Origin of the sequence: Pseudomonas sp. RG1, from assembly GCF_025910115.1 — a bacterium.
Lineage (GTDB): Bacteria > Pseudomonadota > Gammaproteobacteria > Pseudomonadales > Pseudomonadaceae > Aquipseudomonas > Aquipseudomonas atacamensis.
The window spans coordinates 26,262-44,755 of the sequence record NZ_JAPCIK010000043.1 but is presented as its reverse complement, the minus strand read 5'-3'; the positions used below and the strand labels follow the sequence as shown (position 1 = coordinate 44,755).

General features: G+C 61.3%; 12 protein-coding genes and 2 pseudogenes. 3 read left to right on the top strand and 11 right to left on the bottom strand.

The window, feature by feature from the left end; all coding sequences use genetic code 11:
- Window positions 1–49: 49 nt before the first annotated feature.
- The gene (gene arcA, locus OK411_RS21700) at window positions 50–1,306 is read right to left on the bottom strand and encodes an arginine deiminase (protein WP_016773516.1); all 1,257 of its coding nucleotides are present in this window, start codon (window positions 1,304–1,306) and stop codon (window positions 50–52) included.
- A gap of 35 nt (window positions 1,307–1,341) precedes the next feature.
- The gene (gene arcD, locus OK411_RS21695; RefSeq protein ID WP_016773517.1) at window positions 1,342–2,769 is read right to left on the bottom strand and encodes an arginine-ornithine antiporter; all 1,428 of its coding nucleotides are present in this window, start codon (window positions 2,767–2,769) and stop codon (window positions 1,342–1,344) included.
- 437 nt (window positions 2,770–3,206) lie between these two features.
- Between arcD (OK411_RS21695) and arcD (OK411_RS21690) the strand changes: the two genes are divergently transcribed.
- Window positions 3,207–4,634, top strand: a complete 1,428-nt coding sequence (arcD, locus tag OK411_RS21690) for an arginine-ornithine antiporter (RefSeq protein WP_122507699.1) — start codon at window positions 3,207–3,209, stop codon at window positions 4,632–4,634.
- Between the two features lie 194 nt (window positions 4,635–4,828).
- Here the strand turns inward: arcD (OK411_RS21690) and OK411_RS21685 are convergent, their stop codons facing one another.
- The 9 genes and pseudogenes from OK411_RS21685 to gap all read right to left on the bottom strand — a co-directional run bounded on the left by OK411_RS21685 (window position 4,829) and on the right by gap (window position 15,453).
- Entirely contained in the window at window positions 4,829–6,178 is a 1,350-nt protein-coding gene (locus tag OK411_RS21685) for a CoA transferase (RefSeq protein WP_264365673.1), read from the bottom strand.
- A 185-nt stretch (window positions 6,179–6,363) separates the two neighbouring features.
- Window positions 6,364–6,891 (bottom strand): annotated as a pseudogene (locus tag OK411_RS27235) (methyl-accepting chemotaxis protein); the annotation flags it as partial.
- A 378-nt stretch (window positions 6,892–7,269) separates the two neighbouring features.
- Window positions 7,270–8,229: pseudogene (locus OK411_RS27230) on the bottom strand (chemotaxis protein); the annotation flags it as partial.
- A gap of 441 nt (window positions 8,230–8,670) precedes the next feature.
- Entirely contained in the window at window positions 8,671–9,081 is a 411-nt protein-coding gene (locus OK411_RS21675) for a YbaN family protein (RefSeq protein WP_110602508.1), read from the bottom strand.
- A 161-nt stretch (window positions 9,082–9,242) separates the two neighbouring features.
- The gene (locus tag OK411_RS21670; protein WP_217878722.1) at window positions 9,243–9,839 is read right to left on the bottom strand and encodes a biliverdin-producing heme oxygenase; all 597 of its coding nucleotides are present in this window, start codon (window positions 9,837–9,839) and stop codon (window positions 9,243–9,245) included.
- Window positions 9,840–9,948: 109 nt separating this feature from the next.
- Window positions 9,949–12,534, bottom strand: coding sequence for a TonB-dependent receptor (locus tag OK411_RS21665; protein WP_264365671.1), 2,586 nt, complete (start codon window positions 12,532–12,534; stop codon window positions 9,949–9,951).
- A gap of 122 nt (window positions 12,535–12,656) precedes the next feature.
- Window positions 12,657–13,622 (bottom strand): FecR family protein, encoded by a 966-nt coding sequence (locus OK411_RS21660; RefSeq protein ID WP_264365670.1) that lies wholly within the window; start codon window positions 13,620–13,622, stop codon window positions 12,657–12,659.
- Window positions 13,623–13,723: 101 nt separating this feature from the next.
- Window positions 13,724–14,251, bottom strand: a complete 528-nt coding sequence (locus OK411_RS21655; RefSeq protein ID WP_264365669.1) for an RNA polymerase sigma factor — start codon at window positions 14,249–14,251, stop codon at window positions 13,724–13,726.
- A 200-nt stretch (window positions 14,252–14,451) separates the two neighbouring features.
- Entirely contained in the window at window positions 14,452–15,453 is a 1,002-nt protein-coding gene (gene gap, locus OK411_RS21650; RefSeq protein ID WP_016773526.1) for a type I glyceraldehyde-3-phosphate dehydrogenase, read from the bottom strand.
- Window positions 15,454–15,673: 220 nt separating this feature from the next.
- Between gap and edd the strand changes: the two genes are divergently transcribed.
- Window positions 15,674–17,500: a phosphogluconate dehydratase gene (gene edd, locus OK411_RS21645; RefSeq protein WP_016773527.1), complete on the top strand. Its 1,827-nt coding sequence runs from the start codon at window positions 15,674–15,676 to the stop codon at window positions 17,498–17,500.
- Entirely contained in the window at window positions 17,497–18,456 is a 960-nt protein-coding gene (locus OK411_RS21640) for a glucokinase (RefSeq protein ID WP_125917157.1), read from the top strand. Before edd ends, OK411_RS21640 begins: the two co-directional genes overlap by 4 nt.
- Window positions 18,457–18,494: the final 38 nt, after the last annotated feature.

Genomic DNA, 18,494 nt, shown 5'->3' with positions numbered 1-18,494 from the left:
GTAATCGGCCCGGCCGCTACGGGATGGGTGCGGCCGGGGGGACGGTCGTTTAGTAATCGATAGGGTCGCGGATGATCGGGCAGGTCATGCAGTGGCCGCCGCCACGGCCGCGGCCGAGCTCGCCGGCGCTGATGGTGATGACCTCCACGCCAGCCTTGCGCAGCAGGGTGTTGGTGTAGGTGTTGCGGTCGTAGCCGATGACCACGCCCGGCTCCATCGCCACCACGTTGTTGCCGTCGTCCCATTGCTCGCGTTCGGCGGCGAAGCTGTTGCCGCCGGTTTCCACCACGCGCAGTTTCGGCAGGTTGAGCGCCGCAGCGACGGTGTCGAGGAAGCTGCCTTCTTCGCGGCGGATGTCGATGCCGCCCTGTTTGCTTTCGTCAGGGCGCAGGGTGAAGGCGACGATCTGGTTGACCACTTCCGGGAAGATCGTCACCAGGTCGCGGTCGCAGAAGCTGAACACGGTGTCCAGGTGCATTGCTGCGCGGGACTTCGGCAGGCCGGCGACGATGACTTTTTCCACCGCTTTGTTGTTGAACAGGTTCAGCGCCAGTTGGCCGATGGCCTGACGCGATGAACGCTCGCCCATGCCGATCAGCACCACACCGTTGCCGATCGGCATGACGTCGCCGCCCTCAAGGGTGGAGTTGCCGTGGTCCTTGTCCGGGTCGCCGTACCAGATCTCGAATTCGGCGTTGGTGAACTGCGGATGGAATTTGTAGATGGCGGTGGTCAGCAGGGTTTCCTGACGGCGCGCCGGCCAGTACATCGGGTTCAGCGTCACACCACCGTAGATCCAGCAGGTGGTATCGCGGGTGAACTGGGTGTTGGGCAGCGGTGGCAGGATGAAGCTGGAGTGGCCGAGGAAATCGCGGAACATCTGGATGGTCTTGCCACCGAAGCTGTCCGGCAGATCATCGGCCGAGACGCCGCCAATCAGGAATTCGGCGATGTGCCGTGGCTCGAGGCTTTTCAGCCAGGATTTCACTTCGCTGATCAGGCCCAGGCCCACCGAGTCGGCGGTCACCTTGCGCTCAAGAATCCAGTCCAGCGCTTCGGGGATGGCGACGATGTCGGTCAGCAGGTTGTGCATTTCCACCACGTCGATGCCGCGCTCGCGCATCTTGGTGACGAAGTCGAAATGATCGCGCTTGGCCTGCGCTACCCACAACACGTCATCGAACAGCAGTTCATCGCAGTTGTTCGGGGTCAGCCGCTGATGGGCCAGACCTGGGGAGCAAACCATGACTTTACGCAGTTTCCCGGCTTCGGAGTGGACGCCGTACTTCACTTTTTCCGTGGTCATTTCTGTGTTCCTCCAGATGACAATTCAATCAGGGGTTACAGCGTCAGGAAGCCATCGTAGAGACCGTAGGCCGCCACCACGGCGCCCACGACCACTGCGGCGAAAATCAGCTTCTCGACGTTGGTGAAAACCGGTTGTTTGAGTTCCAGCTTGGCCTTGGCGAACAGGATCGCGCCGGGCGCATAGAGCAGGGCCGACAGCAGCAGGTACTTGACCCCGCCGGCGTACAACAACCACACCGCATAGATCAGGGCGATACCGCCGATGATCAGATCCTTGCGCCGCTCGGCGGCAAAGCCTTCGTAGCTCTCGCCGCGCACCGCCAGCAGCAGGGCATAGGCCGCCGACCACAGGTACGGCACCAGAATCATCGAAGTGGCGAGGTAGATCAGTGACAGGTAAGTGCTGGCCGAGAACAGGGTGATGATCAGGAACACCTGCACCATCGCGTTGGTCAGCCACAGGGCGTTGACCGGCACATGGTTGGCGTTTTCCTTGCGCAGAAACTCCGGCATGGTGTGGTCTTTGGCGGCGGCGAACATGATCTCCGCACACAGCAGCACCCACGACAGCAGGGCGCCGAGCAACGAGATGATCAGGCCGACGCTGATCAGCACCGCCCCCCAGTGACCGACCACATGCTCAAGCACGGCGGCCATCGACGGGTTCTGCAGTTTCGCCAGTTCCGGCTGGGTCATGATGCCCAGCGACAGCACGTTCACCAGCACCAGAAACAGCAGCACGGTGATGAAGCCGATCACGGTGGCCTTGCCGACATCCGAGCGCTTCTCGGCGCGGGCGGAAAAGATGCTCGCGCCTTCGATGCCGATGAACACCCAGACGGTGACCAGCATCATGTTGCGCACCTGGTTCATCACACTGCCCAGATCGGGGTTTTTCACGCCCCAGATGTCGGCGGTGAAGATGTCCAGTCTGAACGCGAAGACTGCGATCAACACGAACAGCAGCAGCGGCACGACCTTGGCGACCGTGGTCACCAGGTTGATGAACGCCGCTTCCTTGATCCCGCGCAACACCAGAAAATGCACGCCCCACAGCAGCAAGGACGCGCCGATCACCGCCGCCGGGGTATTGCCTTCGCCGAAGATCGGAAAGAAATAGCCAAGGGTGCTGAACAGCAGAACGAAGTAGCCGACGTTGCCCAGCCAGGCGCTGATCCAGTAGCCCCAGGCTGATGAGAAACCCATGTAGTCGCCGAATCCGGCCTTGGCGTAGGCGTAGACACCGCCGTCCAGGTCAGGCTTGCGATTGGCGAGGGTCTGAAAGACAAATGCGAGGGTGAGCATGCCGACTGCGGTGATGGCCCAGCCGATCAGCACTGCACCGACGTCGGCGCTGGCGGCCATGTTTTGTGGCAACGAAAATATCCCGCCGCCAATCATTGAACCGACTACCAGTGCAACCAGTGCACCGAGTCTTAGTTTTCCGGGCGCTTCAGACATTTGCATGACTCCATTGCAGGAAAGGAGAGCTCACAGCCTAGTACTGTTGTCTGTTCGAACAGCTGACATGGATCAGTGCATGGTCACATTCCATTGTTAATGAATGACTTGTCCGCCCGTTGCGGGCATAACGCTGTAGCCTAAAAGGCCCATTCCAGAGCCATTTCGCTGAGGCAGTCGAGAATAGCTATTAATGCTTTCGAACTATGACGCTAGTTGCTTTTCAGCGATTGGCAAATGTCGGTCATCTGTTTTCAGCACAGAATCGAATAATCAAGATCGGCGCACAAAACTGACTTAATGTGCTACGCCTTATCGTGGTCGGCTATATATAACGCTGCGAGATTCGGCATTACCTGATAAACGTCATCTACCCTTAGGCTTTTAGTCGGGTGTTGTTACAAATAAACAACAACGACTCTTTCAAGGAGATCTGCATGTCGCAACCGACGCAAAAGCTGCGCCTTGGTGCGTTGATCGCGCTGGTGGTGGGGTCGATGATCGGCGGGGGGATTTTCTCGTTGCCGCAAAACATGGCGGCACGCGCCGATGCAGGGGCGATCCTGATCGGTTGGGGCATTACTGCGATAGGCATGCTGACGCTGGCGTTCGTCTTTCAGACCCTGGCCAATCGCAAGCCGGAGCTTGACTCGGGCGTCTACGCCTACGCCAAGGCCGGGTTCGGCGACTACATGGGCTTTTCGTCGGCGTGGGGTTACTGGATCAGCGCCTGGCTGGGCAACGTCGGCTATTTTGTGTTGCTGTTCAGCACCCTCGGTTATTTCTTTCCGGTATTCGGCCAGGGCAACACGCCGATCGCCATCGGCTGCGCCTCGGTGCTGTTGTGGGCGGTGCATTTTCTGGTGATGCGCGGGATCAAGGAGGCGGCGCTGATCAACCAGTTGACCACCGTGGCCAAGGTCGTGCCGCTGATCATGTTCATCGTCATCGCTGCGGTGGCATTCAAGGCTGACATCTTCACCCGCGACATCTGGGGCCGCAGCAACCCGAACTTCGGCGGGGTGATGGATCAGGTGCGCAACATGATGCTGGTCACCGTGTTCGTGTTCATCGGCATCGAAGGCGCCAGCGTCTATTCGGCTCGCGCAGAAAAACGCAGCGACGTCGGCCGCGCCACGGTGATCGGGTTTCTCGGTGTGCTGGCGCTGCTGGTGCTGGTCAATGTGCTGTCGCTGGGGATCATGAGCCAGCCGGAACTGGCCAACCTGCAGAACCCTTCACTGGCAGCGGTGCTCGAGCACATCGTCGGGCCGTGGGGCGCATTGCTGATCAGCGTCGGGCTGGCGATTTCCCTGCTCGGTGCATTGTTGTCCTGGGCCTTGCTCTGCGCGGAAATCCTCTTCGCCACGGCCAAGGACAAGACCATGCCAGCGTTCCTGAAGAAGGAAAACAAGAACCACGTGCCGGTCAACGCGCTGTGGCTGACCAATGTGATGATCCAGATTTTCCTGCTGATCACGCTTTTTTCGGCGGGCACTTACACCAGTCTGATTTACCTGGCCTCGTCGATGATTCTGGTGCCGTACCTGTGGTCGGCGGCCTACGCGGTGCTGCTCAGCGGGCGCGGCGAAACCTACGAGCACGCGTCGGCCGAGCGCACCAAGGATCTGCTGATTGGCGGCATCGCCCTGGTTTATGCGGTGTGGCTGTTGTATGCCGGTGGGGTGAAGTATCTGCTGCTGTCGGCGCTGCTGTATGCGCCGGGGGTGATTCTGTTTGCCAAGGCCAAGCATGAACAGGGCCAGCCGGTTTTTACCACGGTGGAGAAAGGGATTTTTGCCTGCGTGGTGATCGGCGCGGGGCTGGCGGCGTATGGGTTGTATAGCGGGGTATTGTCGTTGTGATCTGAAAAGCAGCCCCTCACCCTAGCCCTCTCCCAGAGGGAGAGGGGACCGACCGAGGTGTCTGGCGCTATACATCGACCTGAGCGATCGAGTCGATTATGGATTCGACAAAAATCTTTCACGTCGGCGTAACTCTCCAGTATCCCCCAATCAGTCCCCTCTCCCTCTGGGAGAGGGCTAGGGTGAGGGGCTTCTCATGGCCAACAGGGAGGATGCGAGCCCAACTCCGTCGCCGGCCAATTCCACTGCACCGCCGTCCCGCTGATCTGCACCGGCACGCGCAACCTTCGCGCCGGCCCCCACGCGGTGTGTTCAATCGCCGGATCCTGATCCAGTGCATCTTCGGCCCGCAGCAGGTCATGCGTCCCCGGGCCATGCTCGACCAACAGCTTCGCCGTACGCGCCAGCGACAACCGCGCCGAACCTCCGCAACCGTTGGCCAGTCGTTCAGTCAGCAGCCTTATCGCGCTCGCCGCCAGCAGATACCCGGTTGTATGATCCAGCGCCTGCACCGGCAGCGGCGTCGGTTTATCGCTGTGCTTCCAATGCTGTCCGGCCTCGGCGATGCCGCTGCTCATCTGCACCAGGCTGTCGAAGCCCCGGCGGTTCTGCCAGGGGCCGCTCCAGCCGTAGGCATTGAGGCAGACGTCGATCAGCCCCGGTGCCAGTTGCCTTCGGCGTTCAATACCAAACCCCAGATGTTCCAGCGCATCGGCGCGGTAGCCGTGCAGCAGAATGTCGGCGTCTTTCAACAGGCCTTCAAACACCGCGCGATCCGCAGGAGCCTGCAGATCCAGCCGCGCACAGCGTTTGCCCACGGTCATTTCCGGGACCACACCGGGTTCGTTCCAGCTCGGTGGATCGATGCGCAGCACGTTGGCGCCCAGTCCAGCGAGGAAGCGGCTGGCGGTGGGACCGGCGAGGACGCGGGTCAGGTCGAGCACCTTGATCCCGGCCAGCGGTCGTGCGATCGAACCTTGCCATGGGCTGCGGTTCTCGTCCGTCTGCTCGATGAATTGCACCAGCGCTTCGGCATTCACCGCCAGCCCTTGCGGATGCTGCTGCCACTGCGCCCAACTGCGCATCTCGGCGGCGCAGCCCTTGGCGTCGACCACCGCCTGCTCAAGCTCCGCGCTCGCCCACTGTGCGACTTTCGCCGCCATTGCGGCACGATCGGCGCAGGCGCCGAGCACGCGTTCAGCGGCGGCGCGGTGGTGCGGGGCGTTGGTGTGCAGACGGATCCAGCCGTCCCGGGTCGCATAGTCGCCGGCGATCGCATCCCACAAGGGCGGCACTTGCCAGCCGATCGGGCGCAGCGAGGTGGAGAACCACAACGAGGCCAGACGGCGGTCGACTGCAACTGCAGGCAGGTGCCCGGTTTGCTGGTGAAGCAATTCGCTGAGCGCTTGCCCGGCAGCGGCGATGCTGGCGCAGGCCAGTTCAGTGACGGCGAACGCCGAGGGCAACGCGCCGTCACCGTTGAAGGGGATCGGCGTGTGGGGCAGGCCGAGTGCGGTTTGGATGGACGTGAGCAGATCAGTCATCGAAGGCCCTCCGGAACGAGAGGGCGATGATAGTGCAAAACATAACCGGGCTGGATTGAGGATCGTTCCCACGCTCCGCGTGGGAATGCCGCCCGGGACGCTCTGCGTCCCAATCGAAAGCTGGAACGCGGAGCGTCCCATGATGCATTCCCACGCGGAGCGTGGGAACGATCGATGCTGGATTGTTACACGCGAAACTGATCCATCAATTTCATCTGCTGGCTCGCCAGGCTGTTGAGCTGGCTGCTGATCGCTGCCGATTCGGTGGCCTGTTCGGTCAGGGTTTCGGTCACGGTGCGAATCGCCGAGACGTTGCGGTTGACCTCTTCGGCCACTGCGCTTTGCTCTTCGGCGGCACTGGCGATCTGCAGGTTCATGTCGCTGATCACCGTCACCGCGTCGCTGATCTTGCCCAGCGCATCAACGGCCTGACGAATCTGCCCGGCGTTGTTGTGCGCCTGGGTCTGGCTTGAGTGCATGGTCGCGACCACGCCACGGGTGCCGGTCTGGATGCGCTCGATGACGATGCGGATTTCTTCCACCGAATCCTGCGTGCGCTTGGCGAGGTTGCGCACCTCGTCGGCGACCACGGCAAAACCGCGACCGCTTTCGCCGGCGCGGGCGGCTTCGATGGCGGCGTTGAGGGCCAGCAGGTTGGTCTGTTCGGCGATGCTGCGGATTACTTCCAGCACCGAACCGATCTGCTCGCTGTTGACCGCCAGCGCTTCGACTTCGGTCACCGCTTTGCTGACTTCATCGGCCAGCTGATTGATGTCGCGGGTGCTGCGCTCGATGATCGCCATGCCGTCCTTCGCCGACTGGTCGGCACCCTTGGCCGCGTTGGCCGCGTTCGAGGCACTGTTGGCAACGTCGTGGGCGGTGGCGCTCATTTCGTTGGACGCGGTGGCGACCTGATCGATTTCGCGGAACTGCACCTGCATGCCTTCGCTGGTCTGGCGGGCAATTTCCGACGACTGATCGGCCGTGCCGCGCGCTTCGGTGATGCTCTGTTTGATCTGCGCGATGGTCGGCTGAAGCTTGTCGAGGAAGCGGTTGAACCAGTTCACCAGTTCGCCCAGTTCATCTTTCTTGCTGTAGTTCAGGCGCTGGGTCAGATCGCCTTCGCCGCTGGCGATGTTCTTCAGCATCTCAGCAACGCTGTTGATCGGACGGGTGACGCCGGAGGCGGTGAGCCAGATCAGCAGCAGGCCGACCAGACCGGCCACGCCCGCTACCAGCAGGGCAGTGATCACGCCGGTTTGTTGTGCGTCATCGAGTACCGCTTGCAGCTTCACCGAGTCGGCCAGCAGCACGTGCTCGGGCAGGTCGATGACCACGCCCCAGGCGCGGGAATTGCCGATCGGATCAACCGGGTAAACCGCGCGGATCAGGTCGCCCTGTTCGAGGATTTTCGCCGTACCGCTGCCGACCAGTTGCAATACATCCTTGCCATCGGCGCCGAGGGTGTCGCCGATTTTTTTGCCGACCCGCGTCGCGTCAGCACTGTCGGCCGCCAGCACACCGCTGCCGGAGACGATAAGCATGTGCCCGGCGTTGTTGAACAGGCTGCGCTGCGAGTCGACGGCGGCGGCTTGCAGGGCGTCGAGCGCGATGTCGACACCGACCACGCCGATCGCTTTGCCGTCGACCAGCAGCGGCACGGAAATGGTCGTCATGAGCATTTCCTTGCCACCGACGGTGTCGGCATACGGGTCGAGCAGGCAGGTGCGTTTGTTGTCGCGAGGGCAGGTGTACCAACTGTTGTACGGCGTGCCGCTGACGCTGAGGGTGGTTTTGGTCAGGTCGTCTTCGACCATGATCGTATTCAGCGCGGCGCCGGCGGCACGGCTCCAGTACGAGGCGAAGCGCCCGGCCTCGTTAGACTGCCGCGCGGCATCGTTGGCGAATTCGCTGTCCTTGCCGTCGAGGCCGTTGGGTTCGAAGGCCAGCCAGATGCCAAGGACCTTATCGTTGCGCTCGAAAGCGGTTTTCAGACTCTGGTTCAACTCTTCCCGAACGGCGCCGGCTTCGAGTGAACGCTTGGCCGCCATCGTCCGCAGATCCTTGATCTGGTCGGCGAGGGCGGTGACCACGAGCAGGCTTTCGCCAAAGGTTTTCTGCACCCGCACCGCTTGTTCGGCGGCCTTGGCCTGCAGCAGGTTCTGCACGCTGGCGGTGAGCAACTGGTTGCTGGATTGACTGACCAGCGCATCGTTCTGGTTGGTCTGGTAGATGTTCATGCTGACAATCAGTGCCACCACTCCGAGCAGGCACAGGCCGGAGAGCAGGACGATTTTCAGGCGAATGGAAAGAGAGTCGAACATGGGGCGATCTCGCGAATGGAATAAACAGGTGGCTGGGCCGGGAGCCCGGTTTGCCAAATCCATTCAGCGCCATTCAATCCTCATCGGCGTTAAGCGAAACGGCATGAGGCGCTTGCCGACGGACGGTCGCTGCTAAACGTTTGCGCAGGGGAAAGTGCTGAAAAGGCTTTAATTACAGGGATGTTTCACTACCGCGACGGGCGTCTCCGGGCGCGACCAGATCCACAGGTTGCCCAGGCCCATGCCGGCAATCGCCAGATAGATCGGCCAGCCGTGGTCGAGCATCACCAGCATCAACGTCGCACACAGCAGCATGCTGACGGTGGCGCTGACTTTGGCCTTACGCGCGATGATCCTGCCGTTGCGCCAGTTACTGAGGATCGGCCCGAAGAGGCGATGATTTTCCAGCCAGGCGCTCAAGCGCGGCGAACTGCGGGTCGCGGCCCACGCGGCAAGGAGAATGAACTCGGTGGTCGGCAGGCCGGGCACGACGATGGCGACCAGGCCAATGCCGAGGCTGACATAGGCCAGCAGGCCGAACAGCAGACGGGCGAGTTTTGATGGGGCGGGTGCGGGCATGGCTCAGCGGTGGCTTCTGAAGCGGAACGGGGATCTTACAGATTTGTGGTGAGCCCTGTGGGAGCGAGCCTGCTCGCGAAAGCGGTTGATCAGGCACATTGATGTTGAATGTGCTGCCGTCTTCGCGAGCAGGCTCGCTCCCACAAGGGATAAGAGTTGCTTCAGGCCACTTCGGCTTCTATGGCATAAGCCCGTTCCAGCAGCACGGTAAAGCGGTTGAACGCATCCAGTGCACCTTGCTCAACTTCAGCCTCTTCCTCAGCGGTGAACGGCAACGCATCGAGGGTGCGCACAAAGCTTTTCCAGCCCTCGGCGCGGCCACCTTGCGGTTCCGCCAGATGCCGGGCGCCAAAGGTTTCGCTCAGATCGAGCGCCACCGCGCGCTTGATCAGAAACGCCGCGCCGAGCTTGGAACCCTCGGAAACAAAGATCCAGCCCAGCGCCCGCGCCTTGCTCGGGTTTTTCAGCGCGCCGGCAACCGGGGGCGGGACATCGGTGTCGAGGTCGGCGAGGTCAGCCCTGGCCGCTTCAGCGCGGCAACGGGCCGGCAGATCCGGGACGATCGCGGTCAGTTCGGCATCGTTGTACAGCTCGACCAGTTCCGCCTGGAACAGGTATTGCGCGACGACGAAACGGGCGAAGCTGGCGCGGGTTTCGAATGGTGCGTGGGCTTTGACCAGCGCATCGAGTTTGCTGTGCGGCTCATGGGTGATCTGGTTCAGGCGTTGCGAACGCAAGGTTTTTTCCGAGGCAGTCATGGGGTGTCCTTGATAAATGAGGCGCTTGATAACAAGACGTACGGGCGGGCGGCGGACAGTAAAAAAACCTCACTGCGCGGCGCGAACACGCGCAATGAGGCCGGGCGGATCAGATGTCCCAGATCAGGTTGATCGCGAAGTTGCGTCCCGGTTGGGTCAGCCGATCGAGGTTGGCCGGTTGCGTCACCGAGGCTTCGCCGACGCTGTCGTAACCGCGCACGTCATCCCACAGCCAGTACTTCTTGTCGGTCAGGTTGTAGACGCCGCCGCTGACGGTGACGTCGTCGGTCACCTTGTAATAGCCGGCCAGATCGAGAATGCCGAAGCCCGGGGTTTTGAACTGACTGCTGACGCCGTCCGGCGATTTGAAATTGCTGTCGTCGACGCGGTCCTTTTTCTTCACCACGGTCCAGCTCAGCAGACCGCCATAGTTGTCCTGGTCGTAACCGAGACCGAACACGCCGGTGAGCGGGTTGACGCTGTTGATCGGCTCGCCGCTGTCGTTGTTGCGCCCGTAGGCGTAGGCGATCGAGCCTTGGGTATACAGGCCTTGCGGCGCGCCGAACGCATCCAGGTTCAAGCGACCTTTGACTTCCGCACCCTTGATGGTGGTGCGCTTGATGTTGTTGCTCTGGAAGGTCAACTGATCGTCGCCCGGCTTGACCGCGTCCTCGTTGATGAAGTCGCGGTACTTGTTATAGAACACCGCGACGTCGAACGAGCCCTGCTCGAAATTCCCGCGCAGGCCGGTTTCGAAACCTTTGCTTTTTTCCGGCTCAAGGTCGGAGTTGGGCGCCACGGTGTAGCCGGTGGTGTTGTTCTCGAAACGCCCGTACAGCGATTTTGCCGTGGGCGTGCGGAAGCCTTCGGCGTACTGGCCGTACCAGGTGTAGTTGTCCGTCAGTGCATAGGTCAGGCCGAATTTTGGCGAGACTTTGTGCCAGGTCTTGTTCTTGTCGCTGACCGTGCCCTGGCCGTCGGCATTCACGGTGTTGAGGAATTCCTCGGTGATGTGCGGCTTGAGCTGGGTGTAGTCGTAGCGCAGGCCCGGCAGGAAGGTCCAGTCGTTCCAGCTGATCTGATCCTGGGCGAACAGGCTGTAGGTGTTGATGGTCGGATCGGGGAAATCAGAGGCCTTGGCCAGCACGTCCGCCGCACTGGTCGCGCCAATCGCCGTGCAGCCGCGACCGACGGCCACGCAGGTGCCGTCGCCGCTGCGTGAACCGGTGACTTTCTGCTGTTTGATCGTGGTGCCGTAAGTCAGCAGGTGATCGGTGTCACCGATGGCGAAAGCCTTGTCCAGTTGCGCGTCGAACACCCACTGTTTTTCTTCGTAGATCGTGTCGCGGGTACGCAGCACTTTACGAGTGATCGGGTAGTACAACTCTTCGGTGCTCTGGTCGGTCTTGGCGATCTGGTGATTGAGGCTCCACTTGACGTTATCGACCAGCAGGCTGTCGAGGGCGAACGAGTGTTCGATACCGAAACGCTCGCGGGTGATGGTGTCGTTGCCGGTGCGCCACTGGTACATGCCGCCGGGCAGGACGCTGCTCGGAATGGTCGGCGCGCCGTTGAAATACGGGCCGCCGTAGGCACTTTTCTGGTCGGTGTCGCGATCGTCCTTGTACTTTTCATAGGTCAGGCCCAGGCGCGAATCGTCGTTGTAGTTCCAGCCGAGCTTGGCCAGGACGTTGGTCGCGCGCACGTCTTCCGGGTTGGCGGCGGTGCGCTCAAGGCCAGTGCCGTTGTTGCCACCAAAGGATTCGCTTTCGTGACCGTCGCGCTGGCTGTAATGCAGCAAGCCGTCGAACTCACCGCTGCGGCCGGCGACGGTGGCGGACTTCAGCCAGCTGTCATCGGCGGAGCTGTAACCGCTTTTCAGACGCGCGCCGACGTCCTTGCCCGGTTTGATGATGTCGTCGGCGTCCAGCGTGTAGTAACTGACCGCGCCGCCGATGGCGTTGCTGCCGTACAGCACCGAGGCCGGGCCACGGAGAATCTCCACGCGTTTGACGATTTCCGGGTCGACGTAGTTGCGCTGGCTCTTGGCATACGGGCCGTTGAAGAAGCCGTTGGGGATTTCCACGCCATCGACTTGAGTCAAGATGCGGTCGCCGTCGATACCGCGAATGTTGTAGCCACTGATGCCGCCGCGCTGACCGGCACCGCCAACGGAAACGCCCGGCTCGTAGCGCACCAGATCCTTGATGGTATTGACGTTGTTGCGGTCAAGCGCTTGGCGATCATGCACGCTGACCGTCGAGGGCACGCTGTTGACCGACTGTTCCTGGCGAGTGGCGCTGATGGTCACCTGATCGAGATTGAGCGTGCCGCTGCTGTTGCGTTTTTCCAGCACGACATTGTTGTTGCTCAGTTTGCGGAAGCTCAGGTTGGTCCCCACCAACAGGCGCTCGAGGGCTTTTTCCGGCGGCAGCGAACCGCGCACGCCCGGCGACGAGACGTTCTGCCCCAACTCGGCCGGCAAACCGACCTGCCAACCGGTCACGGCGGTAAAGGCATTCAATGCCGAAACCAGTGGTTGCTGGCCGATGGCGAAGGCGTAATCGCCCATGTTGCGCGCCGGTTGCTCGGCGGCGGCGAGCAGCGGCGCGGTGCCGGCCATGAGAATCGCCGCAGTCAGCAGCGACAGTACGCGGGAAGGGGAGGAAGTCTGGCGGGTAAGGCGTGAGGACATCGATAGCGCTCCGTGTCGCACGAATCTTTATAGGTGCTGATCGGCATGGTTAGATGCGAATCAATTGCATTGGCTATAACGAGACGTACTGCCATTGGCTATCGAGTAAAAATAATTCTCATTCAGTTCAGAATCACCAGCGCAGGGAATTCCTGCAGGCGCGCCGAGGTGATGTGGGCGAGGGAGCGGACCACATCGAGCGGCTGGTCGAGACGGTAATTGCCGGTGACGGCGACGTCGGCCAGTTGCTCGTTGTTGTTGATGATCCAGCCCGGATAGTAGCGGCGCAGCTCGGCCAGCACCTGATTCAGCGGGCAGTTCTCGAACACCAGACGGCCTTCAACCCAGGCCAGATCGGCATTGGCGTCGAGCTTGGCCGGGCGATCAAAACCGTTGGGGCCGATGCGAATGCTTTCCCCGGCACGCAGGCGCACCCGGGCATCATTGTGGGTGGCGCGCAGATCGACATCGCCACGCTGCACGTTCACTTGTGCGACCCCGTCGAGGTAGCGCACGGCAAATGCGGTGTCGTGCACGCTTGCCTGCACCGGGCCTGCGTCGATCTCCAGCGGCTGATTGCGCCCGCTGGCGATCTCGAAAAACGCCTCGCCCTGAAACAGCCGGGCCACGCGCTGTTGATCGTTGATGGTGCTGGAAAACGCCGAGTTGGTATTGAGCAGGACCTTCGAGCCGTCCTCCAGTTGCAGCCGCTGACGCTCGCCGACCACGGTCAGATGATCGGCCTGCAGGCGCATCGGCAGGTTGCTGAAACTGAATAGCCCGAGGATCAGCACCGCAGCTGTAGCCAGCGGTTTCCAGTGCGGGCGCAAGCGCTTGAGAAAAGTGATTTTTACCGGTTTTGCCGCCAGGGCTTCGGCGCACAGTGCGACTTGCGGGCCATCCCAGATGGCCTGGGCCTTGGCGAATGCCTCGGCATTCAACGGATCAGCCGCCAGCCAGGCATGAAATTGCCGGGTCTGTTCCTCATCCGGGCTGCTGAGCACGATGAGCCAGTCCAGCGCCTGGTCCATTGCAGCTGCAGCGTCCCGCGCCGAATCGGGCGAAGGCGAGCGGTGGGTGTCCGTCACGGTGGTTCCTCAGGGCTTCTGGCGAAGCAGTTTCTAGCTTCAAGCTGCAAGCTGCAAGCCGGATGCAATACTGCTTTTTGTTTTTACTTGTAGCTTGCAGCTCAAAACTTGCCGCTGCCGTTATGTCGTTCGGCAATGCCGATGCAGATCGACATGATCAGTTTCAGTTCCTTCTGCACGGTGCTCAGCGAAACATCAAGTTCATCAGCGATTTCCTGATAGCTGTGCCCGTGCAAACGGCTGAGGATGAAGATCTGCTGCTGGCGCGGGCTGAGTTGGCTGAGGCTCACGTTCAAACGCTCCAGCAGTTGTTCGGCGTGGGCGGCGTCTTCAGCGCTGCTGGCGGGCGCGGCGATGCTCTGCACGACATCTTGCGGCACGTCGTCGACCATGGTCCGCGCATGAATCTTGCGCGCGCGCAAATGATCCAGCGCCAGATTGCGCGCGGTCTGGAAGACAAAGGGTTCAAGGTGATCGATGGCCCGTTCGCTCAACGCCCGGGTCACGCGCAGGTAGGTCTCCTGCAACAGGTCTTCAGCGGTACTGTGATTGTTGACCATCCGTTCCAGCGTGCGCAGCAGTGAAGTGCGCTGCGCGAGGAAGACGTGGTTGAAGCGCGATTGACTCACGGGAGGACCTGATCCATTTCGAGCGAATGATAATGCTTATCATCCAGCTGAATGGTCAAGCGTTGATTTTAATTTGAAATCAGAAACCCCTGTGGGAGCGAGCTTGCTCGCGAAGACGGAGTGTCAGGCGCTTGAATGTCGACTGAGGAACCGCTTTCGCGAGCAAGTTCGCTCCCACAGGGATTGAGGGCCGGCTGAGATTATTCGGCGTTACACAACGCCAGGCAGTTATCCAGCATGCGGTTGGAGAAGCCCCATTCGTTGTCGTACCAAGCCAGCACTTTCAGCAACTTGCCACTGACTTTGGTGTGGTTGGCGTCGAAGATTGACGACAGCGGGTTGTGGTTGAAGTCGCTGGAAACCAGCGGCAAGGTGTTGTAACCGAGAATCTTCGAATGCTGGCTCGCCGCTTTCAGCAGGGCGTTGACTTCGTCGGCACTGGCTTCTTTCTTCAGTTGCACGGTGAGGTCGACCAGCGACACGTTGATCACCGGCACGCGCACGGCCATGCCGGTCAGTTTGCCCGCCAGTTCCGGCAGCACCAGACCTACCGCTTCGGCTGCGCCGGTCTTGCTCGGGATCATGTTCTGCGTGGCCGAGCGGGCACGGTACGGGTCGCTGTGATAGACGTCGGTGAGGTTCTGGTCGTTGGTGTAGGCGTGGATGGTGGTCATCAGGCCGCTTTCGATGCCCAGCTCGCGATGCAGCACCTGCGCCACTGGCGCGAGGCAGTTGGTGGTGCACGAAGCGTTGGAAATGATCTGGTGCGACTGACGCAGAATGTCGTGGTTGACGCCATAAACGACGGTGGCGTCGGCGCCTTTGGCCGGGGCAGAAATGATCACCTTGCGGGCGCCGGCGCTGATGTGCGCGGCGGCTTTGGCACGGTCGGTGAACAGACCGGTGCATTCGAACACTACGTCGATTTTTTCAGCGGCCCACGGCAGGTCGGCCGGGTTGCGAATGGCGCTGACCGCGATGCGGTCGCCATTGACCGTCAGGCTTTCGTTATCGTGCGCCACTTCGGCGTCGAAAGTGCCGTGGACGGTGTCGTATTTAAGCAGATGGGCATTGATCGAACTGTCACCCAGATCGTTGATCGCGACGATCTGCAGGTCTTGACGATAGCCTTGGGTATACAGTGCGCGCAGGACATTACGGCCGATGCGGCCGAAACCATTGATTGCAATTCGAAGAGTCATGGAACAGCGCCGCCGTCGTTTTGTTGTTGGAATTACAAGATTATTCGCATAAAAATAGAAAACAAGCCTTTTTAGTGGCAATATTTTGTTTTATCTACAACGAGTGACCTGAATCAACTGGTCCGAATGGTCAAAAAAGCCGTCTGTCATTCCAACAACAACGGCGTTTGATCAGCATAGACAATCAGGTCGCCACATCCGTTAGCCTGGAGTTCTACACATGCATCCCCGCGTTCTTGAGGTCACCGAACGGCTTATCGCCCGCAGCCGCGCCACGCGTCAGGCTTACCTTGCATTGATTCGCGGCGCCGCCACCGACGGCCCGATGCGCGGCAAGCTGCAATGCGCCAACTTCGCCCACGGCGTGGCCGGTTGCGGCACTGAAGACAAGCACAGCCTGCGGATGATGAACTCGGCGAACATCGCCATTGTGTCTTCGTATAACGACATGCTTTCGGCGCACCAGCCGTACGAAGTCTTTCCACAACAGATCAAGAACGCCCTGCGCGAAATCGGCTCGGTCGGCCAGTTCGCCGGCGGCACTCCGGCCATGTGCGATGGCGTGACCCAGGGTGAGCCGGGCATGGAACTGAGCCTGCCCAGCCGCGAAGTGATCGCGATGTCCACCGCCGTGGCGTTGTCGCACAACATGTTCGACGGCGCGCTGATGCTCGGCATCTGCGACAAGATCGTTCCGGGCCTGATGATGGGTTCGCTGCGTTTCGGTCATCTGCCAACGATCTTCGTACCGGGCGGGCCGATGGTTTCGGGGATTTCCAACAAGGAAAAAGCCGACGTCCGCCAGAAGTACGCCGAAGGCAAGGCCACCCGCGAAGAACTGCTGGAATCGGAGATGAAGTCCTACCACAGCCCGGGCACCTGCACCTTCTACGGCACCGCCAACACCAACCAGTTGCTGATGGAAGTCATGGGCCTGCACCTGCCGGGCGCGTCTTTCGTCAACCCGAACACGCCGCTGCGCGACGCGCTGACCCGCGAAGCCGCGCATCAAGTCACGCGCCTGACCAAGCAGAATGGCAACTTCATGCCGATCGGCGAAATCGTCGACGAGAAGGCGCTGGTCAACTCCATCGTTGCCCTGCACGCCACCGGCGGCTCGACCAACCACACCCTGCACATGCCGGCCATCGCCATGGCCGCTGGCATTCAACTGACCTGGCAGGACATGGCCGACCTCTCCGAAGTCGTCCCGACCCTGAGCCACGTCTACCCCAACGGCAAAGCCGACATCAACCACTTCCAGGCAGCGGGCGGCATGTCGTTCCTGATCCGCGAACTGCTCGGCGCCGGCCTGCTGCATGAAGACGTCAACACTGTGCTCGGCCATGGCCTGAGCCAGTACACCAAAGAGCCGTTCCTCGATAACGGCGAGCTGGTCTGGCGCGAAGGCCCGACCGACAGCCTCGACGAAAACATCTTGCGTCCGGTGTCCCGTGCGTTCTCGCAAGAGGGCGGCTTGCGGGTGATGGAAGGCAACCTCGGTCGCGGCGTGATGAAGGTTTCTGCCGTTGCGCTGGAGAACCAGATCGTCGAAGCACCGGCGATGGTGTTCCAGGATCAACAAGACCTGGCGGACGCATTCAAGGCCGGTCTGCTGGAGAAGGATTTTGTCGCCGTGATGCGCTTCCAGGGCCCGCGTTCCAACGGCATGCCCGAGCTGCACAAGATGACGCCGTTCCTCGGCGTGTTGCAGGATCGCGGCTTCAAGGTGGCGCTGGTGACTGACGGGCGCATGTCCGGCGCGTCGGGGAAAATCCCCGCAGCGATTCACGTCAGCCCGGAAGCTTATGTCGGTGGCGCTTTGGCGCGCGTGCAAGAGGGCGATATCATCCGCGTCGATGGCGTCAAAGGCACCTTGGAACTGAAGGTCGACGCCGCAGAATTTGCAGCGCGCGAACCTGCCAAGGGCCTGTTGGGCAACAACATTGGCAGCGGCCGCGAGCTGTTTGGCTTCATGCGCATGGCCTTCAGCTCGGCGGAGCAGGGCGCCAGCGCCTTCACTTCTGCCCTGGAGACGCTTAATTGAAACTGGCTTTGGTCGGTGACATCGGAGGCACCAACGCGCGGTTCGCGTTGTGGCAAAACCAGCAACTGCAATCGGTTCAGGTGCTGGCCACGGCCGACTTTGCCACCCCGGAAGAGGCAATCGCCTTGTACCTGAGCGGGCTCGGCCTGGCGCCGGGTTCGATCGGCTCGGTATGCCTGTCTGTGGCAGGTCCGGTGAGTGGCGATGAATTCAAGTTCACCAACAATCACTGGCGGCTCAGCCGCAGCGCGTTCTGCAAGACCTTGCAGGTCGAGCAGTTGTTGCTGACCAACGACTTCTCGGCGATGGCGCTGGGCATGACCCGCTTGCAGCCCGGCGAATTCCGCGTGGTTTGCGAAGGCACGCCGGAGCCTCTGCGCCCGGCAGTAGTCATCGGCCCGGGCACTGGCCTGGGTGTCGGCACCTTGCTCGATCTCGGCGAAGGGCGCTTTGCCGCGTTGCCGGGCGAGGGCGGCCACGTCGATCTGCCGCTGAGCAGTCCGCGCGAAACGCAACTGTGGCAACACATCTACAACGAGATCGGCCATGTCAGCGCGGAAACCGCGTTGAGCGGCGGCGGCCTGCCGCGGCTGTACCGGGCGATCTGCGCGGTGGATGGCCATGAGCCGAAGCTTGAGACGCCGGAAGCGATCACCGCCGCCGGTCTGGCCGGTGATCCGATTGCTTTGGAAGTGCTCGAGCAATTCTGCTGCTGGCTGGGTCGCGTCGCCGGCAACAACGTGCTCACCACCGGCGCGCGCGGTGGCGTGTTCATCGTTGGCGGGGTGATTCCACGCTTCGCCGATTTCTTCCTCGCCAGCGGCTTCGCCCGCTGCTTCGCCGACAAAGGCTGCATGAGCGATTACTTCAAAGGCATCCCGGTGTGGCTGGTGACCGCGCCGTACTCCGGCCTGGTCGGCGCCGGTGTGGCGCTGGATCAAGCAACAACTGCATAGAGATCGTTCCCACGCTCCGCGTGGGAATGCCTCAAGGG